Below are 25,595 nucleotides of genomic sequence, written 5' to 3' on the forward strand. Positions count from 1 at the left end.
AAAATAGTCAGAAAGAAGATTTCCTATCTCCTTCATCTGCTCATCAGACTTTACATGTTCCATCAGTCCAATGATCTTCATTTGATACGGTGAAAATGCTGTAGCTTCCATATTCTTTCCATTTTTTTGGAGCAAAGATACAAACTATTTTCCATACCTCCAAACTTTTCCCAGATTATTTGAAATAATTTGGTTTCTCTCAACTCCATCCAATAACCCCGAGCATCACATGTCAAATGGATTTCGGAAAGATTCACTTTTCCCTCTTCCCTACAATCCAATTCCACATAATCACGAGGAATATCGACCAAAGTAATATCTGCATAACCCTATTTCTTTATTTCAACAACCAATCCCAAGTTAAGTTCTTTGGAAACTTTATCGAGAAACTGTTTCTTCATTTTGTTATTGCTATGGGTTATCAGTAACCAACCACCTCCAAGAGGTCTTTGCGAACTGCCATATTTCTCATCACGGCGGTTGGAGATTACAGGCACCTTACAGAACTTCAGGTTAAGCTGCTCCACCACTTGACGCACTCTGTCAGTGCCAATTTTCTTTACTGCTTTCTCAAAAGTGTCGGCAGCTTTCTTTTCAGCGATTACCTCACCATTAGGAAAACGCACCGTCAAGTCTGTTGCAGGACCACGCTGTGTTTGAGTTTCTGTGCGGAAATGTTTTGAATGAGTCACCTCTGGGTCAATCACAATCTCCTTGGCATCTGGTATATCCGCCGCGAAGTTACGCTTACGGCTGAGATGCACACTGAGAGGATTGCCTGGCACATAGTCAACCACAAGCACAAGTTCCCGCTTCACTGGCTGCAGTGCCGGTTCTATGTTCTGTTTCAAAACAGGAAGAATCTCATTCTTTATTATTTCTTCTTCCGCAAGGCTTACCTTTGCCTCAAGGTCAGCCGTTGAAAGATGCTCACGCCGCATTGTCTCAATTGCCTTATATAAATCGTCTTATCTGCTCATAAAAACTAACTTAGTAAACTATAATAATGATTTAAAACCTCTTTTGCTGGATGTTTAAGCATTATTATTGGATCAATAAAATACAAACACTCATCGTCAGCCAAAACATTATCGCCCTCATTAGAAACATCCGTCACCGCCAACCACTCGTTGCCATAATAGTACTTATTTTCTTTCTTCAAACCTAAGCCGTTCTGAAGATACGATTCAATTCTATCTATTGATGGCACGGGATATTTATCTGAAATATAAGGCTGTCTAAATACAAGTCTTACCTCACCATTTTCTTCTCCTATACCAACCAACGAATATCGAGTATTTGGAAATAATATGTTATGGACAAGATGTTCAAAGATAACATCATGGGCATGTAGTCGTTTCAAATGAGATTTTGCAAAGGGATTACGAACTTTATATACACATGAATTCTTCCCATCAAAATACACGACACTTTCACCTGATGGCAATCTCTTTCTATCACCAAATGATTCAATTTGGCTTTTCGTAATAAATCGTCCGTTGTTTTTAGCAATGTCAATTAAGCGCGCGCTCTCATTCTCATACGCTGAATTTCCCGTGCCTTGCTCGTAATCTCCATATTGTTCAGAGGATAGCCCAATCTCAAACACTCCAATATCGCGTCGGTCGCAATCTGCCTCACTCCGACATTCAAGCTCTGCACATAAGCCAACGCATTCTCGCCGTTTCTTAAATATATTGCCGATAATTTTTCTTCCATATCTCCACATATAATTTAATATTGAGAATTTTCTGCAAATATACTGCATTTCCATCATTCCTCCAAACTTTTCCACGATTTTCTGCCAAAACGAAAGGCAGCGACCGCTATTTGTCGCTGCCCTTAAACCAATTCCATGCAATTGTAGGAAGATACTAAGCAAAACAGGACACTCAACTGTCCCACTGTCATAACCTAATCTACTTCCAAGTCACCATCCTGGTCTGTGCCGCCAAAGCCTACACGACCGTTACTTTCAACTCCACTGCCAGCCAAAATGGCTTGACGTTCGATGTTGAAAACCTTAATTCTTGGAGATTTGTACTGCTTTTTGTTTTCGTTTTTCATAACCTTGTTATTTTTGTAAATATTTCTTTCCACTTTTAATTATCATGCCTTTAGCCGAACCATCAACTTTCATTCCCTTCAAATTAAAGGTGCTATTGTCAATATTGATATCGGCATCCAGGGAATCAATGCGAGTGACATTACCGTCGTTGAATGTTATGCTTAAACTCATAGGTGCAGCCTTTTGAGTATTGTAACTATCCAAAACGGTTTGGAAATAGAAGTAAGCCCTATAGCCTTTCATATGTGTCAAACCTGTAGAATACCAAAACTTATTGTCACTGAGGAACAGATTTTCCTCTTCTATTGTAATAGGCACATAACTTCCTGTAAATGAACCAAATGTACCTTTACTGTTTTTACCTACTGTTACACATGGATCTTCGTCCGCCTGAATATCCACTGCGTCCGCAACAAATTCGGTAATTAGAGATGACACCTTTATTATATAAGGTATATTAGCTTCGATTTCGTTTACCTCCAAGAAACCTACTGATATGCCATCATCTTCCGTTTCTTCCCAACCTGTAAATTTAGCAACTTCAACGTCATCTCCAAAAGCTGCCTTAACCTGCTCATTGGACATTGAAAATGGTAATACAATGGAACTCCACGTGTTTGCCTTGATTGTTCGTTTCACTCTTACATCCACACCACTAACTGTTGCTGGTAATACGCTCGACTCCTCGTCAAGCACAACCCTTGTATCCATAGGTTCGCCAATGCTCAGCGTAAAAGGAATGTCGTCGAAATAATACGGTTCCGTCTCATTCGTTGTAAACTCGATGGCTGTAATCTTACCAGTAAATGTGCTTCCAATTGTTGTAGCCTCGTCTATTGTGGCATATGCCCTTAATACGGTTCCACTGAGAGGCAGAAGTTGACCGCTAAGTGAAACCACAACAAAGCGATACTTGTTGCCTGACACTTTTGAGCTTGAAACAATGTGGTCGGTATTGAAACCATTTTCTCCAATGGGTTTTCCCGCCTCATCAAGCTCGAGCGACACTCCATCGGCAAGTTCTATGTCAAATTGATAACCCTTGAATTGTGACTCGAAATCGCATTTTATTTCAATTGCAGTCTTGTCGCCTAATGGAATTACAACATCGTTGACACTCAACTTGTTCTCTGCAAACACGTTCCCTATCATCATAAAGAACGCAATGATAAAAAGATGAATCCTTTTCATATACATATTTCTTTTATTGTTATTTTCCTAATATTTTATCTATGACTGATATTGCATCTGTTACTGTAATGTTGCCATCATCATTCAAGTCAGCTGCAGGAGTCAGAAATTTGTTTGGTCTTTCCTCCAATACATAACTTATAATGCTAATAACGTCAGTCACGCTTATACTTGAGTCACCATTGACATCGCCAGGGACAACGGGGGCAATGGTTAGAGTGGCTTTCTTATCAAGCGGATGGAGTTCTTCAAAGTCACTGCCGTTTTTCACTGTTAAGCCTATGGATTTCAATGTAATGTCGTATTGTCCATTAGGGATTTCATCGGTTGTTTTTACCGCTATGCTCATTATTTCGCTATCTTGTGGCGAAATGCTCTTCCCCGATAGGGACACTACTACGAAACGATATAGGCCATCGGAAACCTTGCTTGCAGAAATTGTATGTGTAGATGCACAATCGGCAAGGCTGGCAAATAGTTTTCCATTCTCGTCCTCAGACACGGAAATACCTTCGGGCAATGCCAAGTCGAATTGGAATCCGTAAATGTTATCTTCATTCTTTAACCCTACATGAAGAACGTCATATCCACCAGCGCATAAAGCCATGTCCTTCAAAGTCAATCTGTCGTTTCTCATTACCATTATCTTGCAGCTTGATGTTTTTCCGCTGCCATCATTTGCAGTGGCTTTGATTGTACAAGTGCCAGTAGAAACAGCGGTCACTAAACCATTCTCATCAACAACGGCAATGTCTTCATTTGAGCTCGACCATGACACTGATTTGTCAGTAGCATTCTCAGGAGCAACACTTGCCGTAAGCAGCAAATTGTCTTCTATTGCCATTGTACATTCGCTTTGGTTCAGCGTAATGCCAGATACTAAAGTTGGCTTCACTGTAATCTGGCTCTGTGATGTTACACCATTGAACGCCGAACAAGTGATAGTTGTTGTTCCTAAACCGACGGCTTTCACATTGCCCTCTTCATCGACTGTGACAACTGAAGGATCTGCACTTTGCCAAGTCAAACCTGCGTATGCTTCAGGGGAAGATATTATTGGATTGAAGGTATATTCGTCTCCAACATACAAGTCAATAGACTGTGGTAACGAAATGTTCGTCAAATCAACAATCTTTACTATATATGTAACTGTAGCATGAGAATTATACGTCATACCCAAAGAAGGATGATAACAATATAACATTTTCAGCGCCATTGTAAATGTCCCAGTTTGAGTAGGCGTTATTGTATAAACATTATAATGACATCCAGACCTGACAGTGCAACCAACGGTATTAGTTGTAATGACTACACTTCCATTGGCATCCGTTGGAGTCACTGTTTTAGAAGATTCAAACTCAATCCGTGATGCAGGCAATCCTAATCCCTCAGCTGGGTCAATGACAAAAGATCTGCCCACCGTAGCCGTAATGTTTATCGTTTTGTCTGACACTTCCCATCCTTCCAACGCATAAGCTAATGTGTGGATGTAAACAAACAATAATAGTACAATTGCTTTCTTCATAAATGAATAAGAATTTGTTGCCTCCAACCCTCAAGAGACGTTATAAAATAATGTGATTGAAAAAAGGAAGGTTGCGAAAGAAATAAAAAAAGAGGCATAGGGTTGACATCTATCCTCTGGTTGAAGGCTCTGGACTGCCCATCGAAGAAAGAACATAGTCAAGACCCTACACCTATTCGGTGCAGGGCATTAAACCTTTGTTCTTTTCTTCGCTGTGAATTGTCCAGATTCTCAACCAAAAGAAACAAGAGTTAACGCTCTGTTTTATAAATCTTTATGTCGCACTATCAGTACTACGTCATCGGCATTTATTGTTTTGGGGTCTTTGTCGGCATATCCGTCTAAGACCAGTTAATACTAAGTTTATATCACCATTTGAACGACCGCCTTATCGTTGGCTGTCATTTTCAACATGCAAATATAAATAAAAATATCATATAAACAATAGAATAAAAGAAAAATTCAACTAAATAAACATTGTTTAACAACCTTTGGGCAACATTAAAAGGATAGGCAACCATGATCTTGTCTTGATTGATGGTTACTGATTATTGATTTATCTACAATAAATGGTGAATTATGGTTTCTACAGAAGAGCTTATTAGGGACTTCAGGGACAAAAAAGGTGACGCCTTCGTCGAAATGTATGGTTTCTACAAGCCAAAATCCTTGCAGCAAACACCATAAAGTGGAGTCCTTTGCGGAAGGGATCATGACGGATCATGGGGACAGGTTCCTTCGTTCGTTTCCATTTCGAAGTATCTTCTCATGATGCAGTCCTCCGAATTATTCTTGATTGTTATTGTCCCTCATGTTTCCTTTCCCCTTCTTGCCAAGCATCTTGATGCTGTCAAGATATGCCTGTTCCACAGGCGAGAGGGTCTTGACCTGGTATTTACGATACTCAGCAAGGGCCTTTTCCATTGTCTCTTCATGACTGACACTGCCAGTTCCTTGAAGCAAGGGACGACCTGTTGACATCAGGATGGAATCAAGCTGCTTTACATAGTCCATCATATACACAGGCTTATGCTCCAACGCCATAATCTCCGCGAAGTCGAAGTAACCTGAGACGATGTTGTTGAGTATCTTTATCTCTTTTTCATCCAAATAATTTTTGGCAATCTTAATATCATTCAAACAAGGAAGTTCTCCCTTGAATGACATTAAGCCCATAAACGGTTTGTCGGCATCGGCACGCTCGTAAATCACCTCGGCAGCTGTATGTCCATGGGCTGCATAATGCAACTTGTTTTGGACTATCTTGAAGAACAATCGGGATGCTTCTGTACGAGGGTCATAGTCAACACTGGTGGAATAAATATCAAGAACTTGACGATAAAGCACCTTTTCTGACGAACGTATGTCCCTGATGCGGTCGAGCAGTTCCTTCCAATAGCTACCGCCACCAAGGTTTTTCAACCGCTCGTCATCCATGGCATATCCTTTCACAATATATTCATGTAGCCGTTGCGTGGCCCATTGTCTGAAGCGTGTGCCTTGAATTGATTTGACACGATAACCTACGGAAATGATGACATCAAGGTTATAATACTTCACCTCCTTCGATTGTGTTTTACCCTCTATTGCGCCATGTTGAGTGGTATGTCGGAAATTCCGACATACCACTTTTTCTTCGAGTTCACCTTCTTTGAAAATATTAGAAATATGACCACTTATTGTAGTTCTACCCTTATTGAATAATTGGGCTATCTGCTCGATATTCAGCCAAACTGTATTACTCTCAAGCCGCACGTCAAGTCTTATGCCCTTGTCCGACTGGTAGATAACCATTTCGCCCAAATCACCATCGGTAGCGTCTTCCCACTTGTAGCCGCAATCCAAGCACAAATGCAGTAATCCCTCAGATTGTATATTCTGAGAATTGCATCTGGGACAATTTATATTATTGTCATTTATTGACCTATTCTCTTGCATACTTTACTCTATTGAAGTTCCTCACTCATTATTAATGTTTCTTCCCCATCATCAACTTTGTTTTGCGACGAGACGATGCGTGCGATATATTCCGGCGTAATCTTCTGAGGAAGCGATGCTGCATCTTTCAATGTCAGCTGATTGATGGTATGAATTTCATATCCTGAGAGGGCATCTGCCTTGATTACAGTGATAAGGTCGCACAGATAATCTTTGGGCAGTATGTTTGACTTCAACAGAGCCTTTATCTTGGCTACGGCATTGACGAGTTCCTTGTCATTCCGTTCCTGTACATCGCTCTTAAACAGAGAGGTTGTCATTTTGATATCAATGTCCAAACCAACCAAAATCCTGACATGCTTGTCTTTTAGTTGGTCTGACAATTGTTTGTAACCAGAACAATAGAAGTATCCGACAAGAAAATCAACTGCATTTGTTTTGGGGAGGATGCCATTGATAATGTCTGACAGGTATTTGTTCTTATTTGTTATAAAACTATTGCTCATAGCTATTGTTATTTTATGATGCAAAAGTAAATAAAAACAATCAAAACGCCAAACTTTTCGCGGTTTTTTTGATAGAAAGGAAATATTGAGGCAATAGAAGTTTGCACTACGTGGCTACGCTTACATTCAGGCATGGATGTCGCTACAACCCTACACTCTACATTATTGGGGGTTAAGTCCCACTGTTTCAATAAGTTGTAGAATGTAGGGTATGCTCTAACCATACATTCACCCTACATTCGCCCTACATTATCGCATTTTCGGCGTTTTTTCGGCTTGCATTTTCGCATTTTCGGCGCTTCTTCGGCTTGATGTAAGGTGAATGTAGGGTTAATGTAGGGTTAATGTAGGGTTAATGTAGGGTTAATGTAGGGCTGGGAGTCACCCTACATTCGCCAACATATTGATTATCAGTGAGAAATTGGCAAATAATGTAGAGTGTAAGGTGTTAGCGAAGCTGGCTTATATACGAGAGAATTAAGACTTGAATAAGCCAACAAATCCAATCGTCTTCGTCCACTCTGTCACTCTTATGACAGTCGCCTGCCATAGTTACGACAGTCGCCTGTCGTAAGCTGACAGTCGGCTGAACATAAGGTTACGTTAAGAGGTTTGAATGGTTGTGGAGTTTGGGAAGTTCAGTTGACAACTGGATACTCGAATATCACGGTCGTTCCATAACTGTTGAGACGGTCGTTCCATAACTATGGAACACTCGTGTTCAACGAGTATGGAACGACCGTGATACAAGGCGTTTGTAGTTTAACTATGTCATTGTTCACTCTGAAGGTTGACCACCACAACATAACGAAACAAAGAGATTGTTGTGAAATAAAAAACTCCCCCGAACCTCCTTATTAGGAACGGGGGAGTTGTATAAATGGGAAAGCAAGTGGTTACTTGCTTACTGGTATCTTCTCTACACGACGCTGATGGCGACCGCCTTCAAAAGTGGTCTTGAAGAACTCGTCCATGATTGCTCCAGCTGTCTTATTGTCGATGAAACGGCCTGGCATAACCAGTACGTTAGCATCGTTGTGCTGACGGCAGAGATGAGCTATCTCTGGAATCCAAGCGAGTCCGGCGCGAACTCCCTGGTGCTTGTTGAGCGTGATACTGATACCCTCGCCACTGCCGCAAACGGCAATGCCAGGATAAACCTCACCGCTCTCGATAGCTTCGCCCAAGGCATGGCCGAAGTCGGGATAATCGCAGCTAAGGTCGCTGTATGTACCGAAGTCCTTGTAGGCATAGCCATGCTCTTCAAGGTACTGGAGCACATATTTCTTTAAAGCAAAACCTGCGTGGTCGCAAGCTACTCCTACTGTCTTTACTTCCATATTACAACATTGCCTTTACTTGGTTGTAAACGTTCTCTGCGGTATAGCCGAGTTTCTCGTCAAGCACCTTGTAGGGAGCGGAGAAGCCGAAGCTCTCAAGTCCCCAAATCTTTGACTCAGGAGCGGCACCAATGAGGAAGCCCTGAAGGTTAACGGGCAGACCGGCGGTCATACCGAACACCTTGGCTCCTGCTGGAACAACGCTCTGCTGGTATTCGGCACTCTGTGTGCGGAACAGACCCTCAGAAGGAACGCTCACGATGCGAACCTTAACGCCGTCCTTGCGGAGCAACTCGGCACCACTGACGAGTGTAGATACCTCAGAACCGGTAGCCACGAGCACTACGTCAGGATTCTCGTCAGAACCAGCTACTACATAGCCACCCTTGCGAGCCTGCTCGTAGTCGTTGCCCTCAGGCAGGTTGTTGATGTTCTGACGGCTGAAGATGAGCGCTGTTGGAGTGTCGGTGTTCTCCATTGCCATAGCCCAAGCCACTGTTGTCTCCTTGGCGTCGGCTGGACGGAGCACGAGGCAAGAGTTCTTGCCGGCGTGGTTCTTCAGTTTCTCCATCAAGCGGATCTGTGCCTCCTGCTCAACAGGCTCGTGGGTAGGTCCGTCTTCACCTACGCGGAATGCGTCGTGGGTCCAGATGAACTTAACAGGCAACTGCATCAGGGCTGCCATACGGACAGCTGGCTTCATATAGTCAGAGAATACGAAGAAGGTACCGCAAGCAGGGATGACACCACCGTGGAGAGCCATACCTATGCAGCAGCAAGCCATGGTGAGCTCGGCCACACCAGCCTGGAAGAACGCACCACTAAAGTCGCCCTTAACGAGAGCCTTGGTCTGCTTCAGGAATCCGTCGGTCTTGTCGGAGTTAGAAAGGTCTGCAGATGCGCAGATCATGTTTGGTACCTGCTGTGCCAATACGCTCAGACAAGCAGCTGATGCGCTACGTGTGGCGTCGTTGTCCTTCTGTACGCACTTGCTCCAGTCAATCTTCGGAGCCTTGCCGCTGAACCACTCAGCCTGCTGGGCTGCCTTCTCAGGATTAGCGTCAGCCCAAGCCTTCTCCTCTGCATAACGCTCGGCGCAGATGCCCTTGAGTTCCTCAGCACGCTTTGCGTAGAGTTCCTGTACTTCGGGGAAGATCTGGAATGGGTTCTCAGGATCACCACCGAGGTTCTTGACGGTGTTGACGTATGCGTCGCCGCCGAGAGGAGCACCGTGGGTCTTGCAGTTTGCCTCGTAAGAAGAGCCGTCGGCCTTCAGGGCACCCTTACCCATGATACACTTACCGATGATGAGGGCAGGCTTGCCTTCCACCTGCTTTGCCTTGTCGAGAGCCTCGCGAATCTGGTCAACATCGTTACCGTTGATCTCGAATACCTCCCAACCAAGTGCACGATACTTGGCGGCTGTGTCCTCATTCATAACCTCCTTGGTCTCTGTAGAGAGCTGGATGTCGTTGCAGTCGTAGAACATGATGAGGTTGTCGAGACCAAGAACAGAAGCTATGCGGGCTGCACCCTGTGAGATTTCCTCCTGAATACCTCCGTCTGAGATATATGCATAGATGGTCTCCTTGCTGAAAGTCGGGTTGCCTGTATGTGCAGCAAGGAACTTTGCTGCGATGGCTGCACCAACAGCAAACACATGACCCTGTCCGAGAGGACCAGAGGTGTTCTCGATGCCACGTGCGATCTCAAACTCTGGGTGACCAGTGGTGGGTGAGCCCCACTGACGAAGCTGTGCCAGTTCATCGAGTGTGAACTTACCTATAAGTGTGAGCTGAGAATAAAGCATCGGAGCCATGTGGCCTGGGTCGAGGAAGAAACGGTCGCGACCTACCCACTCAGGGTTCTGTGGGTCATACTTCAAGTACTCGCTATAGAGCACGTTGATGAAGTCTGCACCACCCATGGCACCACCGGGGTGACCACTCTTAGCCTTTTCTACAGCTGAGGCAGCGAGAATACGGATATTGTCCGCTGCCTTGTTCATAAGATTCTTGTCATTCATACTATTCTTTGATTTAAGTTTGTATAAATAATTATTTGGTTCAACAATATTTACTATTTAACGTCAAGAACCACGATGGAACGTGCAGGTACCTTAACAGTGAGCACACCTTTCTTGAGCTTTGCGTCCTTGAAGTTAACGGGACGAATGCGGTCGGGGTTCTCAAAGTCATTATAGTCAGCCACGTTGTCGCAGGTGAGGATGCGTCCGCTTACAGCCTTTGCCTGTGCACCTTCAAGAGTTATCTCCACTTCCTGTGGTTCAGTGAGGCTTACGTTAGAAAGCGAGAGGATGATGCTGCCGTCGGCCTTCTTTGCTGCCGAAGAGTAGAGCATGCTTATCTCGCGGCCATCCTTGGCATGACTGTCACCGCGCGCCATCTTTGTTGTGCACTGAACATCGAGAGGGAGATAAGTAGCCTCCTGGAAGCCCTTGTACATCTCAAACACGTGGTAGGTTGGAGTCAGCACCATGTGTCCTGTACCCTTCTGGTCGGTGAGAATCATCGACTGCAACACGTTAACCACCTGTGCGATGTTTGCCATACGCACGCGGTCGCAGTGACGGTGGAACACGTTGAGAGAGAGAGCAGCCACGAAAGCGTCGCGCATGGCGTTCTGCTGGTAGAGGTGACCTGGAATGGTACCCGGTTCCTCATCCCACCATGTACCCCACTCATCCACGAGCAGACCAATCTGCTTTTTCGGGTCTTTGCGGTCCATGATTTCTGCATGTTTGTTCACCACATCCTCAATCTCTAGACACTTGCCGATGGTCCAGTAGTAGTCGTCATCGGTGAACTTTGTGGCAGCACCCTTGCTTCCGCTCCATCCTGTCACAGTATAATAATGTAGAGACAAACCGTTCATACGATGACCTACACGGTCCATAAGCACGTTGGTCCAGTTCCAGTCATAGTCACTGGCTCCACTGGCAATCTTGTAGAGATTATTGCCATCGTAGTTTCTGCAATATACAGAATAACGGCGATAGAGGTCTGAATAGTATTCAGGACGCATATTACCACCACAACCCCAGCTTTCGTTACCAACTCCGAGGAATTTCACTTTCCATGCCTTGTCACGACCATTCTGTCGGCGGAGCTTAGCCATTGGAGTGTCGCCATCGCTTGTCATGTACTCGACCCACTTGGCAAGTTCCTCAACGGTGCCGCTACCTACGTTGCCACTGATATAAGGCTCGCAGCCAAGCATCTCGCAGAGGTTGAGGAACTCATGGGTACCAAAGGAGTTGTCTTCTATAGTGCCACCCCAGTTGTTGTTCTGCATCTTGGGGCGCTTGTCCTTTGGTCCGATGCCGTCCATCCAGTGATACTCGTCGGCAAAGCAGCCTCCAGGCCAACGAAGAACAGGAATCTGAAGTGCCTTCAGAGCTTCGAATACATCCTTACGATAACCATTGATATTGGGTATCTGAGAGTTTTCTCCAACCCACAGTCCGCCGTAGATGCAGGATCCGAGGTGCTCAGCAAACTGTCCATAAATCTCCTTATGGATTTTCTGGGAGCCTTGGTTTACGTGTACTGTAACCTTGGCGTTGTCAGCCATTGCCGTCATTGAGAATGCGGCAATGGTGATAGCTGTGAATATTCTTTTCATACGTTCAAATGAACTTTAATTCTTTAATTTTTAATCCCAACAACAAACCCTCTTAAGCCTTGTTGTTGACCGCAGCCTGCTCGATGGCAAGACCACGCTTGTAGTTTTCAATCCACTTGTTGAAACCTTCAACATCTTCTGCGGTAGGCGCTATCTCCTCTCCGGTGTTGCCGGCGAAGACGCAGTCCTCGAGCCATCCTGCAAGTGTCTTTGCCTCCGGGTTATTCACAAGGAACGAGGCAAGCAGTGCAATACCCCATGCACCACCCTCGCCTGCTGTCTCCATTACTGAGATTGGAGAGTTGATGGCTGCCGCAAGCACACGCTGACCAACACCCTTTGTCTTGAAAAGACCTCCATGGCCTGTGATGCGGTCTACCTTTACATGCTCATCGTTGAAAAGGATGTCGTTACCTATCTTAAGCACTCCTACTGAAGCGTAGAGGTTGGCACGCATGAAGTTTGCAAGGTTGAACTTGTCGTTGGCTGAGCGCACGAACATTGGGCGTCCCTCTGCCAGGCCGGTTACAGGTTCGCCTGAGATGTAGTTGTAGGCAATAAGTCCGCCACAGTCAGCGTCGCCAGTCAGGGCATTGTTATAGAGTTTACCAAACACTTCGTTCATATCTACAGGAATTCCAAGCAGTTGCTGATATTCCTTAAAGAGATTTACCCAGGCGTTCAGGTCGCTGGTACAGTTGTTGCAGTGAACCATTGCCACGAGCGATCCGTCAGGAGTAGTCACCATATCAATCATCTCGTAAGGCTTTGTGAGGTCTTTCTCCAATACTATCATCGAGAACGAAGATGTACCGGCCGACACATTGCCTGTGCGCTGCTTAACGGCATTGGTGGCCACCATTCCAGTTCCAGCGTCGCCTTCAGGAGGACATACGGGTATACCAGGTTTCAGATGTCCGGAGATGTCAAGTTTCTTTGCACCCTCGGCAGTGAGGAAGCCAGCGCTTTCTCCTGCCAGTTTTACCTGTGGCAGTATGTCGAGCAGCTTCCATGAGAATCCTTTTGGTTCTACGAGTTTGTCAAACTTGGCAACCATCTCTGCAGAGTAGTCGCGGGTCTGCGGGTCGATGGGCAGCATACCTGAAGCGTCGCCTATGCCAAGTACCTTCTCACCTGTAACCTGCCAATGGATATATCCTGCGAGTGTGGTGATGAAATCGATGTCGGTCACATGCTCCTCGTTGTCGAGTATGCACTGGTAGAGATGTGAGATGCTCCAGCGCAAAGGTATGTTATAAACAAACAGTTCAGACAGTTCTGCTGCAGCCTTTGCGGTATTGGTGTTACGCCAGGTGCGGAAAGGCACGAGAATGTTCTGTTGCTTGTTGAAAGCCATGTAGCCGTGCATCATGGCAGAGAAGCCGATGGCGGCAAGGATTTCTATTTCGCAGTCGTACTTTGCCATTACATCCTTACGGAGGTCAGCATAACAGTCCTGAAGTCCATACCATATAGCTTCCACACTGTATGTCCACAGTCCGTCAACGAGTTGGTTTTCCCACTCGTGACTTCCCTGTGCTATCGGGTTGTTCTCCTGATCTACGAGAACAGCCTTGATGCGGGTTGAGCCAAACTCGATACCGAGAATGGCTTTACCCTGCTGAATAGTTTCTTTTGCGGTCATATCTTCTATATTTTGTTTGGGAGTTATAATGGGGAGTTATTTAACTCCTCACCATAACTTCCCCCTAAAAAAATATTACTTAAACGCCTTGTTCAACATGTAGTAAACCTCGTTGTTGCGGAGCTGGGTCTTGAATCCGCTGGTAGTGGTGTCCTTGTCGATGTTGATGCACTCGATGTCGAGCATCTCGGCAAAGTCTTCCCAGTATTCGGCAGTGATGTCGTAAGAGAAGGCGCTGTGGTGAGTACCACCGGCGAGAATCCATGCGCTGGCACCAATCTCGAACGATGGCTGCGGAACCCAAAGGGCAGAAGCAACAGGGAGCTTAGGCATTGGCTTTGGCTCGATGCACTCTACTTCAGAGGTGATGAGACGGAAACGGTTACCAAGGTCTACAACAGTAGCCTTGATACCACGACCAGTCTTCGAAGTGAACACGAGGCGTGCAGTCTGCTCCTTACGGATACCGATGCCAAGGAAGTGTACCTCAAGGGTGGGCTTGTTGACAGCGATGAGCGGACAAACCTCGAGCATGTGGCTCTGGAGGCTGGATGTGCAGTCAGGAGCGAAGTTGAGGGTGTAGTCCTCGAGGAACGAACAGCCCTTCTCCATACCTTGGTTCATAACCCACAGAGAACGGTAGAGACATGCTGTCTTCCAGTCACCCTCGGCACCAAAACCAATACCCTCGGCCATGAGGCGCTGAGAGGCGAGACCTGGTATCTGGTCGAAACCGATGAAGTTCGGGTCGTGGATGTCTGCCTCACCAAGGTCATCGAAGTTGGTAGTGAAGGCTGTGGCGCCCTCTTCCTTCAATACGCGACGTAGGGCAATCTCTGCCTTGGCGGCATGGAGCACCTTCTCCCAATATACCTCTTCGCCCGACTCGTCAATCTTTATGGTGTATTCCTTCTTATACTCCTCAACGAGAGCCTGTGCCTCCTCGTCGGAAACCTGCTTCCAGTACTCCATGAGGTTTGACACTGGATAGTAGTCAACATGGTAGCCTAGACGCTGCTCAAACTCTACACGGTCACCGTCGGTAACAGCCACGTTGTTCATGTTCATACCGAACATCAGACAGCGGCAGTTGTGGGCGTCAGCCACTGCGGCAGCCACACGCGACCATACGGCAATTCTCTCCTGAGCCTCAGGGCTCTTCCAGTGGCCAACAACAACCTTACGTGGAACACGCATGCGGGTGCAGATATGACCAAACTCGATGTCGCCGTGAGCCGACTGGTTGAGGTTCATGAAGTCCATATCGATAGTGTCCCATGGGAGGTCGGCGTTATACTGTGTATGGAAGTGGAGCAGAGGCTTCTTCAGAGCCTGCAGACCCTTTATCCACATCTTTGCTGGCGAGAAGGTGTGCATCCATGTGATGATACCCACACATTTCTCGTCGTTGTTAGAAGCCTTCATGATGGCCTCTACCTCAGCCGAAGAGTTGGCTGTACCTTTATATACTACCTTGATAGGCAGGCGACCAGACTCGTTGAGTCCTGCCACCATTTCCTTTGAATGACTGTCAACTGCTACAACGGCGTCGCCTCCATAGAGGAGCTGTGCGCCAGTTACGAACCAAACTTCGTAATTCTCAAATGCTTTTACCATAGTAATTATGTTTTTTAATTAGTAATTATGATTGTTTGAAATATTATTGCTTTTTCTTCTGTCCGTAGTAAGCATTAGGACCGTGCTTTCTGCTGAAGTGCTTCTCAACGAGCAGTGGGTTCATGGTAGTGCCTGGGTTTACGGCAAACGACACGAACGCCATCTTTGCCACTTGCTCCATCACAACGGCATTGTATACGGCATTGTCGGCATCCTTGCCCCAAGAGAACGGACCATGGTTTTTCACAAGCACACCCGGAGTGTGTACAGGATTGATGTTGCCTGCCTTGATGCGTTTCACGATTACATTACCAGTCTCGAGTTCATAGTCACCTTTCACCTCTTCCTCAGTCATCGAGTCGGTGCAGGGTATGTCGTCGTGGAAATAGTCGGCATGTGTTGTTCCGATGTTTGGAATGTCCTTGCCGGCCTGTGCCCATGCGGTGGCGTAAGTGGAGTGAGTGTGTACCACACCGCCTATTTCAGGGAATGTGCGGTAGAGCACAAGATGGGTAGGTGTGTCGGATGAGGGATTGAGGTCTCCTTCCACCACCTTGCCGGTCTCGAGGTCAACGACCACCATGTCTGATGCCTTCATATTGTCATAGCTCACGCCTGAAGGCTTTATTACTACGAGGCCTTTTTCGCGGTCGATACCGGAGACGTTGCCCCATGTGAATATCACGAGATTGTGTTTCACCAAATCAAGGTTGGCCTTGAACACTTTTTCTTTCAGTTCTTCTAACATAATTGTTTGTATTTGATTGTTATTGTTGTCAAAGTTTAAAGTAAGGGCCGTCCTTATAAACCCTTTTGTTGAAGCGGTAGAGCGAAGCGCCGCGCTTAGAGTTTTCCTTGTCTATGAGTTCGGTCTTCTCTATGAAGTCCATTTCTTTTATTCTCTTACGGAAATTTCTCTTGTCGACTTCCTCTCCCATCACAGCCTCGTAGAGTTTCTGTAGCTGTGTGAGTGTGAAGAGGTTTGGTAGGAGGTTGAAACCTATGGGCTCGCTGGAAATCTTTTGTCTCATCATCTTTCTCGCACGTCTCACCATTTCGTTATGGTCGGAGTAGAGTGTGGGCATATCCTGTATGTTTACCCATTCCAGGTTGTGCTGCTCTCTCAGTGCCTTGTCATAGTCCTTTACGTTGATGAGTGCGTAATAGGCTATGGAGATGACCCTTTCGCCCGGGTCGCGGTCGACTCTTCCGAAAGCGCCGACCTGGCGTATGTAAAGGTTACGAAGTCCAGTCAGTTCAAGTATAACACGGTTGGCTGCCTCGTCGATGCTTTCGTCTGTATTGACAAAGCCACCATACAAAGACCATTCGCCGCGCCCCGGGTCCATCTTTCGTTTGCCCACGAGTATTCGCAACTGGCCTTCGTCGAAACCGAAGATGATACAGTCTACAGCGACCAGAACTTTCGGATATTGTTGATAGAATTGTGTCATCTATCTATTTGGTTTAATTTTGTATTTGTTGAAACTATTTTCGGCTAAGTTCAAGGAGTTAAAGACAACTGTCTTTGCACTTCTCTAAGTACGAAGTAGTTATCAAGGCTTAAGACAATTGCCTTTAACTTCCTTAAACCCTTTAATATCTTTTACTTCCGATTATTCGCTAAAGTTGAGTGACAATCGAAAAATATTACCAGAAGTATGCGTAGAAGGCTGCGCAAAGTCCGATAACAAGGAGAGTACCTACGATATCAAACAATCCCCAACTCTCACGGATAGACTTCTTGAAGTCGGCAGTAAAGGTGATAGCCTCCACCTGTTCCTTGCTCGGAGCGGGAGTGAAACAGCTCACTACCACCATGAATATCAAAAGGAACACGAGCAGCCAGCACTCAAATACCAGCCAGTTGGTCTGCCAGAACCATGCTGTGGCATCCCAGAAAGCTCCGTCCATGGTGGCCTTGCCAGTGTCGGTGATGACGTTGGTGACAAGGCGGAGCATACCGATAAGGAAGCCCACTATCATGGTGTACTCACCAGACTTAGGAGTAATCTTCTTTGAGAAAATACCCATTGCAAACACAGCTACCATTGCAGGTGCGAGCAACGACTGGATTCCCTGGAGATAGTTGTAGAGTGTATCCATCTTCATCATTATTGGCAACCAAGCGAAACCAAGCACAACAACTATCACTGTCGCCACGCGGCCAACGAATACGTAATGCTCTTCGCTCATACCCTTCTTGAGAGGCTTGTAGAAGTCTTCGGTAAAGAGGGTTGCGCAGCTATTGAAGAAGGCTGCAAGCGAAGCCACGAGAGCACAGATGAATCCGATGGTCACGATACCCTTGATACCAGCGGGAAGTACGTTCTTCACCATGATGGCGAAGGCGGCATCGGTCTCCTGCATCTCTATGGAACCTTGCTCTGCCAATGCAGCTGCAATCATACCAGGGATAAGGAACATAAAGCAAGGGAGGACCTTAAAGAAACCGGCTGCGATAGTACCGCGGCGGGCACGCTTCATTACCTCCTCGTTGCTCTCGCCGGGAACCTGACCGAGTACACGTTGAACGATGTGCTGGTCGGTACACCAGTACCAGAAACCGATGATGGTGGCTCCGAGGAACACAACAAATCCAGGATACTCCTGATACATGCTGTCACCAGCCTCCCAGTGGAACATATGGGTTGTACCGTAACCATTGTTCAGCTGGTTGCAATAGTTCATCATGCTTGTCCAGCCTTCACCTATGCTGCCGCCACCGAGAGTGGCAAGACCGAGGAAGAGAACGAGGAATGAACCAATGACGAGGATAGGAGTCTGTATAGTGGAAAGTGTCATCACACCCTTCATACCACCAAACACGGTGAAGATAGTTGTGAGGATAATAAGTCCGATAGCGCCAGCCCAGAAGTTCAAGCCCCAAAGATATTCGAAGAAAATACCACCTGTAAGGGCAGTCACACTCACCTTAGTAAGGATATAAGCCACGAGGGTGATGATAGAAAGCCATGAACCTGTGCGCTGTGTGTAACGGAACTTCAGGAAGTCGGGCATGGTGATAATCTTGCCCATCTTGTTGATAAGAAGCTGGTAGAACGGCACGAACAACCAACCGAGTATAAGGATCATCCATCCCTGCATCTCCCAGTGGGCCATTCCCACACCACTCTTCGCTCCAGTACCGGCTAGACCTACGAGGTGTTCACTTCCGATATTGGCTGCGAAGATAGCCATACCGATTACATACCATGGCTCGCCCTTACCGAAGAGATAGGCAGAAGAATCCTCGCCCGCCTGAGCCTTTCTGTCTTTCACGATGGCTCTCCATACTGCCCATACCACGCCAAGTACACCTATAGCGAGCACTATCCAGTCAAGCCATATAAATTCTGTTGAATTCCAATTCATAGTTTTTTAATTATTTGATTAAGTTTGTAGTCTGTTATTTTATTGAGAATTTGTAAGCGCAGTGGCTATAATATTTCTCGCCTGGCTTCAAGTATGGCTGTGGCCAGTCTTTCTTGTTTGGCGAGTCGGGGTATTTTTGGCTTTCGAGGCAAACAGATACCTGCTTAGGATATTTGATACCGTGTTTGCAGCTGATGCCTGTGCCTTGGAAGTTGCCGGTATATACCTGTACGCCAGGCTCGTTGGTGTACATCTCAAGGAATATGCCGGTAACGGGAGAATAAAGCGATGCACATACCTGTGTGTCGTCACCCTTACCATCCTTATAGGTATTGAGACACCAGTTGTGGTCGTAGCCTGAAGCGTTCTTTATTTGCTGGAATGTTGTATCTACAATGGTTTCCTCAATGGCATGTGGCTTGCGGAAGTCCATCGGTGTTCCTTCTACTGGTGCTATCTCGCCTGTTGTCATGTATGTAGAGTCGGCTGGAGTGTAGTTGTCTGCATTAACATAGAGCACCATGTTCATGCCAGGATTAGAAGGATCGCCGTTGAGGTTGAAATAGCTGTGATTTGTCTGGTTGATGATTGTCTCCTTATCGGTTGTAGCTTCCCAAGTGATGTCGAGGGTATTGTTGCTCAAAAGTGTATAAGTTGTGGTAGCTGTCACGGTACCGGGGAAGTTGTTGTCGCCATCGGGTGAAACAATGGTGAACTTCAGTGTAGAGTCGTTTGGCTGCTCTGCATCATAAACCTGATACATCCAGCCTGTAGGTCCGCCGTGGAGGCAGTGGCCGAAATTGTTCTGTGGCAATTGGTACTCTTTTCCGTCAACAGTAATCTTTCCTTGGTTGATGCGGTTGGCATAACGGCCTACAGACGAACCGAAATCGCTTGGTGAGTTTTCAAGGTCAGCATACTGCGCGATGTTGTCATAGCCAAGTACCACGTCAGTGGGGTTTCCGTTCTTGTCGGGTACAACCAACGACACTACGCGTGCGCCGAAATTGGTTATGCACACTTCCATTCCATTTTTGTTGGCCAATGTGTACAACGCGGTTTTCTTACCATTGATTGTTGAATCAAACTTAGCAGGATTCAGACCTGAAACGGTCTCGGCTGTCTGCTGTCCTGAGGTGCAACTGGCTGCTGCTATTGCAAGCATTCCAACACCAAAGATAGATGCCTTAATCTTTCTCTTCATGAGCTTGTTTTTAGTTGTTATTCAAAGATTGTTCTTAATTTGTGCGCTAAATTACAAACATTTTTTGAAATAACAAACAATTTTGCCGTTTTTTTTTATTTAAAGTGTAAATTTTACACCTTAAGTGCCATTTTGACCTATATCAAGAGCCATTTTCATCCTTAATTAACACTTTTTTACAAGGTCTTCCCTCCACCCTCTTCCCTCTACCCTCTTCCCTCTTTATATATATATAATAAGGTGTAAGCTCAACAGAGAATTCTTCAGCATTGATAGATTTTTTTTAGAAAAAACTTGTGTGATTTAGAAAAAAGACTTAAATTTGCAAGCGACAACTAATTAACAACAAATGTTATGAAATTTATATCTACTTTTTTAGCTTTATTTATGGCCACTGTGGCAGCCAACGCACAAAAATATATTGGAGGCGACATATCGGCACTAACAAGAAACGAGACGTTCAACCCGACTTTCCTCGACAAGAACGGCAAGACTGTGAGCGACCCGCTTGATATTTTCAAGTCGGAGGAGATGAACATCATGCGAGTTAGACTTTTCGTCAAACCATCTGACTACGCCAACAACGACCCATGGGCTTGCCAAGACCTTGAATACGTCAAGGAGTTGGGTAAGCGCATTAAGGACAAGGGATTCAAACTCATGCTTGACTTCCACTACTCCGACACATGGGCAGACCCGGCAAAACAGTGGACTCCGAAACAATGGGAGACACTCACCGATGACCAGCTCTACACTAAGATTTATGAATACACCAAGGATGCCCTTGAACAGATGAAGGCAGCCGGAGCGGAACCTGAATTCATTCAAACCGGCAACGAGATTAGCTATGGTATGCTGTGGGGAAAGGAAGGTAGCAGTAGCCTGAAGAAATGCTTTTTAGGCAGTAGCGCCAACTGGAGCCGCTTCACGACATTGCTGAAGAATGCCGGCAAGGCTTGCCGCGAAGTATGTCCGTCTGCGAAAATCATTATCCATACCGAGCGTGCCGCACAGACTAACGTGCTTACAAACTTCTACGACCGCATGAAGAGCGACAATGTAGACTATGACATCATCGGACTTAGCTACTATCCCATATGGCACAACACCATTGCCACACTTGAGACTGCCATCAAAACCCTTGAAAGCAGATACGCGGACAAGAATATCATGATAGTGGAAACTGGATATGGTTATTCTTGGGAATACAAAGGCGACTACAATCTATACGCCACATACCCTGCTACCGAGGCTGGCCAAAAGCAGTTTACCGACGAACTCATCACCATGCTCAACAAGCACGAGAAGGTGAACGGACTGCTATGGTGGTGGATGGATTACAATGCGTATCCTTGGGCAACAACCAAAATGGATGACTGGTGGTACGCCCCACTCATCGACAGTAACACCGGCAAGCCATTGGCAGCCATGAGCAGTCTAAAGGACTTCCTGCAAGGCTCTTCGTCAGTAGGAGGAATAAAGATTGAAGAGGAAGAGACACGCGGTCCATGGTATAATGCTGCCGGTCAACCAGTTGGAGAAAAGCCCACAAAGCCTGGCCTTTATTTCAGAAAAGGCAAAAAGCTTGTAGTGGGAAAAGAGTAAAAAAAGAGTTAAGGAGTTAATTCCTTAACTCCTTAACTACCTGTCGAGCAATGCCGACGTACGTACTCGGCTAAGTGTCTCGGGTGTCATCTGCAAGAGGTTGGCAATATATACCAACGGGGCACGCAATACAAGTTGCGGTTGCAGTTTTACAAATTTTGCATATCTGTCCTGAGCCGTTTCGAAACGCAGCATGTCCGCATATATCTGACTATCGATGAGCGACTCCTCCAATATCTTTCTGTATAGAATCTGGATGTTCACACTCTTCATGGCCACCTGCTCAAGCAGCTTTCTCGGCATGGCATACACCACAGTAGGCTCCAATGCCATAATCTGCAGTCGAGTAGGTTCCTCCTTGAAGAGACTCTCGATACACATGATGATGCTGTTTTCCACAGCCATGTGCTCCGTAAGCTCCTTACCGTTCTTATAATAAAACTGTCTGACGAGCCCCTTTGCTACCCAGTAGATATTCTCGCATGTCTCGCCCTCGTTTAGTATCTTTTCGTTTTTTGCAAACTTCATCGGACGTAGTATGCTCTCCAGCACGTCTAGCTCATCGTGAGTCATCGTGCTGTATCGCCTTGCCAGTTCTCTTGCCACATCTCTTGTGGTCAACGCTAAATTTGCCATAGGTTTTAATCCTCCTAAATTAGGTTTTTTGTGGTTATTAATGAATAGTAATAAAAAAGAGAAGACACTCTTAATCGAGTTTTAGCACAGCAAGGAATGCCTTTTGCGGCACTTCCACATTTCCTATTTGCTTCATCCTCTTCTTTCCTTTCTTCTGTTTCTCAAGTAGTTTTCTCTTTCGGCTTACGTCGCCACCGTAACATTTTGCCGTCACATCCTTTCTTACGCACTTGATAGTCTCACGTGCAATGATTTTTGCTCCGATGGCCGCCTGTATTGCAATATCGAACTGCTGTCTTGGGATGAGTTCCTTCAGTTTTTCACACATCCTTCGTCCGAATGTCACAGCATTGTCCTGGTGTGTGAGTGTAGAGAGAGCATCTACAGGTTCACCATTAAGCAGAATGTCGAGTTTTGCAAGTTTCGATGGTCTGAAGCAGTCTATATGATAGTCAAACGAGGCATATCCTTTGGAAATGCTCTTCAGTTTGTCGTAGAAGTCGATGACTATCTCGCCCAGTGGCAGCATAAAGTGCAGCTCCACCCTATTTCCGCTAACATACTGCTGGTCTATCAGTTCTCCTCGCTTATCGAGACATAGAGTCATTATCGGACCGATATAGTCGGTGGCTGTAATGATAGTGGCTCGTATATATGGTTCCTCAATATGGTCGATGAGTGTCTGTTCTGGCAGTCCGGAAGGGTTGTGCACCTCTTTCACGTTGCCCTGCTTGTCGTAACAGAGATACGATACGTTAGGCACTGTAGTGATGACGTCCATGTTGAACTCACGGTCAAGACGCTCCTGAACGATTTCCATGTGGAGCAGTCCGAGGAATCCGCATCTGAATCCGAAACCGAGCGCTATCGACGACTCTGGTGAGAATGTGAGCGATGCATCGTTGAGTTGCAGTTTCTCCAGCGAAGCCCTAAGGTTTTCGTATTCTGAAGGATCAATGGGATAAACACCTGCAAACACCATCGGTTTCACCTCCTGGAATCCGGATATGGCATCCGTGCATGGTTTTGCCACATGAGTGATGGTATCTCCCACCTTCACTTCCTTGCTGTCCTTTATACCGCTAATAATGTATCCAACGTCGCCAGTTGAGAGTTCCTTTCTCGGTATCATGTCCATTTTTAGCACACCCACCTCGTCGGCTACGTATTCCATTCCAGTGTTGTAAAACTTCACTTTATCACCCTGTCTTATTGTTCCGTTCTCGATCTTGAAGTATGCAATGATACCTCTGAAGGAGTTAAACACTGAGTCGAAAATGAGTGCCTGAAGAGGTTTATCCTTGTCACCCTCCGGATGAGGAATTCTTTCCACCACTGCATTGAGCACTTCTTCTACTCCCTCACCGGTTTTGCCGCTTGCCCTTAGTATGTCGCTTCTGTCGCAACCTATAAGGTCAATAATTTCATCTTCCACTTCGTCAGGCATTGCGCTTGGCATGTCAATTTTGTTTATTACTGGTATTATCTCCAGGTTATGGTCTATAGCCATATAAAGATTAGAAATAGTCTGCGCCTGTACTCCCTGAGTGGCGTCGACTACAAGCAATGCGCCTTCACAGGCCGCAATACTTCTTGACACCTCATATGAAAAGTCGACATGTCCAGGAGTATCAATGAGATTCAGGATATATTTTTCTCCGTTATGTGTATATTCCATCTGTATGGCATGACTCTTGATGGTTATACCTCTTTCGCGTTCGAGGTCCATGTCGTCCAGCATTTGCCCTTCAGTCACCTGAATAGTATTTGTAAACTCCAGTAGACGGTCAGCAAGAGTCGACTTGCCATGATCAATATGTGCGATGATGCAAAAGTTTCTAATTTTCTCCATTCGTGTAGCTCTTTGGGTGTGCAAAATTAATGATAAAAGTCCACATATCAAAATTATTTTGACTATTTTTTTGTTAAATATGATGTTTATGGGGTGTAAATCACGGTTAAAAAAGATTAAACGTCAGAAAAATCCCTTTTTTCATCATGATATAGGTCAAGATAATATAGATTAAGGGTATGGAAATTGAAAAAAATGAAGTAATTTTGCAGTCGGAAAAAGAAACCCACCGATATGGTTATCGGCTCAAAAAATTATAATTACGATGAAAAAAATGATATTTACATTGGCGACATTAGCCGTGATTGCTTCCTCGTGTCAGGAGTCGCTGGAAGAACGTTGTGCAAGGGAGGCGAAGGAATTTAACGAGAAGAAGTGCCCTGTTAAGGTCACAGACGGTGTCACCATCGACAGTCTTGTGTTTGAACGGTCCTCACTCACCCTTCACTACTACTACACGTTCAGAGGTTTGTCAGACAACAAGGATGTTATTGACAAGTTGAACCCTCGCAAGCTCCTCGTCGATGAAGTGCGCAACTCCACTTCCATCCGCGCATACAAAGAGGCTGGCTACAACTTCCACTATACCTATTGGTCTGCCTCTACAAAGAAACCGCTTGCTGATGTGGTGGTGACGAAAAAGGAGTATTCTCAAAAAAAAGAGTGAGGAAAAATCCTCACTCCTCTTCTACTCCGGCTTCATATTTGTATACACATTCTGTACGTCCTCGTCGTCCTCCAGGAGATCTACCATCTTGTCGATGCTCTCGCGCTGCTCGGGAGTGACTTCCTTCAGGTCGTTAGGAATGCGGGTGAACTCGGCGCCTGTCACCTCAAAGCCGTTGCCCTCAAGATATTTCTGTATCTCGCTGAAGCTGGTAGGCTCACCGTAAATTGTCACCTCGTTAGCCTCTTCGTCATAGTCATATTCATCGTCTACGCCAAGGTCGATGAGTTCAAGGATTAATTCGTCCATGTCTACGCCGTCCTTCTTTTTAAAGGTGAATACACACTTGTGGTCGAAGAGGAATGACAGTGAGCCTTGGGTTCCGAGGTTTCCGCTGAACTTGTTGAAGACAGCACGCACATTTGCAACCGTGCGGGTATTGTTATCGGTAGCCGCATCAACGAAGATGGCCACTCCGTGAGGACCATATCCCTCGTATGTCACCTCCTTAAAGTCCTTCTGGTCCTTACCCATTGCGTTTTTGATAGCGCGTTCCACGTTAGAGAGCGGCATGTTCTCACGCTTTGCGGTTTGGATGACAGCACGCAAATGAGGATTGTTCTCTGGATCAGGACCTCCTGCCTTTACTGCGATGGCTATCTGCTTTCCGATTTTTGTAAACGTGCGGGCCATGTGACCCCATCTTTTCAGTTTCGTAGCTTTACGATATTCAAATGCTCTTCCCATTGGATTATTGTTTTTTAAAATTATTTCAAGTTTA

21 protein-coding genes are annotated in these 25,595 nt (G+C 45.8%); 2 read left to right on the plus strand and 19 right to left on the minus strand.

What is annotated here, in order from left to right; genetic code table 11:
* Nucleotides 1-329: 329 nt before the first annotated feature.
* From CIK98_RS02320 to CIK98_RS02400, 16 genes are all read right to left on the minus strand, one after another.
* Nucleotides 330-941, minus strand: coding sequence for a hypothetical protein (locus CIK98_RS02320; protein ID WP_253249614.1), 612 nt, complete (start codon nucleotides 939-941; stop codon nucleotides 330-332).
* A gap of 44 nt (nucleotides 942-985) precedes the next feature.
* Nucleotides 986-1,795, minus strand: coding sequence for a hypothetical protein (locus CIK98_RS17870; RefSeq protein ID WP_253249615.1), 810 nt, complete (start codon nucleotides 1,793-1,795; stop codon nucleotides 986-988).
* Between the two features lie 119 nt (nucleotides 1,796-1,914).
* Nucleotides 1,915-2,067 carry a hypothetical protein gene (locus CIK98_RS17875; RefSeq protein WP_172409783.1) on the minus strand — a complete coding sequence of 51 codons (153 nt, stop codon included), beginning with the start codon at nucleotides 2,065-2,067 and terminating at the stop codon, nucleotides 1,915-1,917.
* Nucleotides 2,068-2,074: 7 nt separating this feature from the next.
* Nucleotides 2,075-3,223 (minus strand): hypothetical protein, encoded by a 1,149-nt coding sequence (locus CIK98_RS02340; RefSeq protein WP_094382681.1) that lies wholly within the window; start codon nucleotides 3,221-3,223, stop codon nucleotides 2,075-2,077.
* A gap of 55 nt (nucleotides 3,224-3,278) precedes the next feature.
* Nucleotides 3,279-4,784 (minus strand): Ig-like domain-containing protein, encoded by a 1,506-nt coding sequence (locus CIK98_RS02345; RefSeq protein WP_094382682.1) that lies wholly within the window; start codon nucleotides 4,782-4,784, stop codon nucleotides 3,279-3,281.
* A gap of 786 nt (nucleotides 4,785-5,570) precedes the next feature.
* Complete coding sequence (locus tag CIK98_RS02350) at nucleotides 5,571-6,578, minus strand: virulence RhuM family protein (protein WP_094382726.1); 1,008 nt, start codon at nucleotides 6,576-6,578, stop codon at nucleotides 5,571-5,573.
* 152 nt (nucleotides 6,579-6,730) lie between these two features.
* Nucleotides 6,731-7,228: a hypothetical protein gene (locus tag CIK98_RS18470; RefSeq protein ID WP_094382683.1), complete on the minus strand. Its 498-nt coding sequence runs from the start codon at nucleotides 7,226-7,228 to the stop codon at nucleotides 6,731-6,733.
* A gap of 896 nt (nucleotides 7,229-8,124) precedes the next feature.
* Nucleotides 8,125-8,568 (minus strand): RpiB/LacA/LacB family sugar-phosphate isomerase, encoded by a 444-nt coding sequence (locus CIK98_RS02360; RefSeq protein WP_094382684.1) that lies wholly within the window; start codon nucleotides 8,566-8,568, stop codon nucleotides 8,125-8,127.
* A 1-nt stretch (nucleotide 8,569) separates the two neighbouring features.
* Nucleotides 8,570-10,594, minus strand: coding sequence for a transketolase (locus tag CIK98_RS02365; RefSeq protein ID WP_094382685.1), 2,025 nt, complete (start codon nucleotides 10,592-10,594; stop codon nucleotides 8,570-8,572).
* Between the two features lie 53 nt (nucleotides 10,595-10,647).
* On the minus strand, nucleotides 10,648-12,213 hold the full coding sequence (locus tag CIK98_RS02370; RefSeq protein WP_094382686.1) for an alpha-N-arabinofuranosidase: 1,566 nt from the start codon (nucleotides 12,211-12,213) through the stop codon (nucleotides 10,648-10,650).
* 52 nt (nucleotides 12,214-12,265) lie between these two features.
* Complete coding sequence (locus CIK98_RS02375) at nucleotides 12,266-13,858, minus strand: xylulokinase (protein ID WP_094382687.1); 1,593 nt, start codon at nucleotides 13,856-13,858, stop codon at nucleotides 12,266-12,268.
* A 75-nt stretch (nucleotides 13,859-13,933) separates the two neighbouring features.
* A complete protein-coding gene (gene araA / locus CIK98_RS02380) occupies nucleotides 13,934-15,475 on the minus strand; it encodes an L-arabinose isomerase (protein ID WP_094382688.1) in 1,542 nt (513 codons plus the stop codon).
* 43 nt (nucleotides 15,476-15,518) lie between these two features.
* Entirely contained in the window at nucleotides 15,519-16,223 is a 705-nt protein-coding gene (locus CIK98_RS02385; protein WP_094382689.1) for an L-ribulose-5-phosphate 4-epimerase, read from the minus strand.
* A gap of 28 nt (nucleotides 16,224-16,251) precedes the next feature.
* Nucleotides 16,252-16,929, minus strand: coding sequence for an NUDIX domain-containing protein (locus tag CIK98_RS02390; RefSeq protein WP_094382690.1), 678 nt, complete (start codon nucleotides 16,927-16,929; stop codon nucleotides 16,252-16,254).
* 196 nt (nucleotides 16,930-17,125) lie between these two features.
* Nucleotides 17,126-18,850, minus strand: a complete 1,725-nt coding sequence (locus CIK98_RS02395) for a sodium:solute symporter (RefSeq protein WP_094382691.1) — start codon at nucleotides 18,848-18,850, stop codon at nucleotides 17,126-17,128.
* 34 nt (nucleotides 18,851-18,884) lie between these two features.
* A complete protein-coding gene (locus CIK98_RS02400; RefSeq protein ID WP_094382692.1) occupies nucleotides 18,885-20,054 on the minus strand; it encodes an aldose epimerase family protein in 1,170 nt (389 codons plus the stop codon).
* A gap of 354 nt (nucleotides 20,055-20,408) precedes the next feature.
* On the opposite strand from CIK98_RS02400, the gene CIK98_RS02405 reads away from it, so the two are divergent.
* Nucleotides 20,409-21,659, plus strand: a complete 1,251-nt coding sequence (locus CIK98_RS02405) for a glycosyl hydrolase 53 family protein (RefSeq protein WP_094382693.1) — start codon at nucleotides 20,409-20,411, stop codon at nucleotides 21,657-21,659.
* 36 nt (nucleotides 21,660-21,695) lie between these two features.
* Here CIK98_RS02405 and CIK98_RS02410 read toward each other — a convergent pair whose 3' ends face one another.
* The gene (locus tag CIK98_RS02410; protein WP_094382694.1) at nucleotides 21,696-22,295 is read right to left on the minus strand and encodes a Crp/Fnr family transcriptional regulator; all 600 of its coding nucleotides are present in this window, start codon (nucleotides 22,293-22,295) and stop codon (nucleotides 21,696-21,698) included.
* A 70-nt stretch (nucleotides 22,296-22,365) separates the two neighbouring features.
* Complete coding sequence (gene lepA / locus CIK98_RS02415) at nucleotides 22,366-24,147, minus strand: translation elongation factor 4 (RefSeq protein WP_094382695.1); 1,782 nt, start codon at nucleotides 24,145-24,147, stop codon at nucleotides 22,366-22,368.
* A 265-nt stretch (nucleotides 24,148-24,412) separates the two neighbouring features.
* Here lepA and CIK98_RS02425 point away from each other — a divergent pair, with 265 nt between their 5' ends.
* On the plus strand, nucleotides 24,413-24,814 hold the full coding sequence (locus CIK98_RS02425; protein ID WP_253249616.1) for a hypothetical protein: 402 nt from the start codon (nucleotides 24,413-24,415) through the stop codon (nucleotides 24,812-24,814).
* A 21-nt stretch (nucleotides 24,815-24,835) separates the two neighbouring features.
* Here CIK98_RS02425 and CIK98_RS02430 read toward each other — a convergent pair whose 3' ends face one another.
* Nucleotides 24,836-25,561: a YebC/PmpR family DNA-binding transcriptional regulator gene (locus tag CIK98_RS02430; protein ID WP_094382697.1), complete on the minus strand. Its 726-nt coding sequence runs from the start codon at nucleotides 25,559-25,561 to the stop codon at nucleotides 24,836-24,838.
* Between the last annotated feature and the right edge of the window lie 34 nt (nucleotides 25,562-25,595).

It is taken from the genome of Prevotella sp. P2-180 (assembly GCF_002251435.1).
In the GTDB taxonomy this organism is placed as follows: domain Bacteria; phylum Bacteroidota; class Bacteroidia; order Bacteroidales; family Bacteroidaceae; genus Prevotella.

Coding starts and splice junctions, on each gene's coding strand:
- araA (WP_094382688.1), bottom strand. CDS start 15,475: ATGGTAAAAGCATTTGAGAATTACGAAGTTTGGTTCGTAACTGGCGCA.
- CIK98_RS02425 (WP_253249616.1), top strand. CDS start 24,413: ATGAAAAAAATGATATTTACATTGGCGACATTAGCCGTGATTGCTTCC.
- CIK98_RS02365 (WP_094382685.1), bottom strand. CDS start 10,594: ATGAATGACAAGAATCTTATGAACAAGGCAGCGGACAATATCCGTATT.
- CIK98_RS02375 (WP_094382687.1), bottom strand. CDS start 13,858: ATGACCGCAAAAGAAACTATTCAGCAGGGTAAAGCCATTCTCGGTATC.
- CIK98_RS02395 (WP_094382691.1), bottom strand. CDS start 18,850: ATGAATTGGAATTCAACAGAATTTATATGGCTTGACTGGATAGTGCTC.
- CIK98_RS02400 (WP_094382692.1), bottom strand. CDS start 20,054: ATGAAGAGAAAGATTAAGGCATCTATCTTTGGTGTTGGAATGCTTGCA.
- lepA (WP_094382695.1), bottom strand. CDS start 24,147: ATGGAGAAAATTAGAAACTTTTGCATCATCGCACATATTGATCATGGC.
- CIK98_RS02360 (WP_094382684.1), bottom strand. CDS start 8,568: ATGGAAGTAAAGACAGTAGGAGTAGCTTGCGACCACGCAGGTTTTGCT.
- CIK98_RS02370 (WP_094382686.1), bottom strand. CDS start 12,213: ATGAAAAGAATATTCACAGCTATCACCATTGCCGCATTCTCAATGACG.
- CIK98_RS02410 (WP_094382694.1), bottom strand. CDS start 22,295: ATGGCAAATTTAGCGTTGACCACAAGAGATGTGGCAAGAGAACTGGCA.
- CIK98_RS02385 (WP_094382689.1), bottom strand. CDS start 16,223: ATGTTAGAAGAACTGAAAGAAAAAGTGTTCAAGGCCAACCTTGATTTG.
- CIK98_RS02340 (WP_094382681.1), bottom strand. CDS start 3,223: ATGATGATAGGGAACGTGTTTGCAGAGAACAAGTTGAGTGTCAACGAT.
- CIK98_RS02430 (WP_094382697.1), bottom strand. CDS start 25,561: ATGGGAAGAGCATTTGAATATCGTAAAGCTACGAAACTGAAAAGATGG.
- CIK98_RS02350 (WP_094382726.1), bottom strand. CDS start 6,578: ATGGTTATCTACCAGTCGGACAAGGGCATAAGACTTGACGTGCGGCTT.
- CIK98_RS02405 (WP_094382693.1), top strand. CDS start 20,409: ATGAAATTTATATCTACTTTTTTAGCTTTATTTATGGCCACTGTGGCA.
- CIK98_RS02345 (WP_094382682.1), bottom strand. CDS start 4,784: ATGAAGAAAGCAATTGTACTATTATTGTTTGTTTACATCCACACATTA.
- CIK98_RS18470 (WP_094382683.1), bottom strand. CDS start 7,228: ATGAGCAATAGTTTTATAACAAATAAGAACAAATACCTGTCAGACATT.
- CIK98_RS02390 (WP_094382690.1), bottom strand. CDS start 16,929: ATGACACAATTCTATCAACAATATCCGAAAGTTCTGGTCGCTGTAGAC.
- CIK98_RS17875 (WP_172409783.1), bottom strand. CDS start 2,067: ATGAAAAACGAAAACAAAAAGCAGTACAAATCTCCAAGAATTAAGGTT.
- CIK98_RS02320 (WP_253249614.1), bottom strand. CDS start 941: ATGCGGCGTGAGCATCTTTCAACGGCTGACCTTGAGGCAAAGGTAAGC.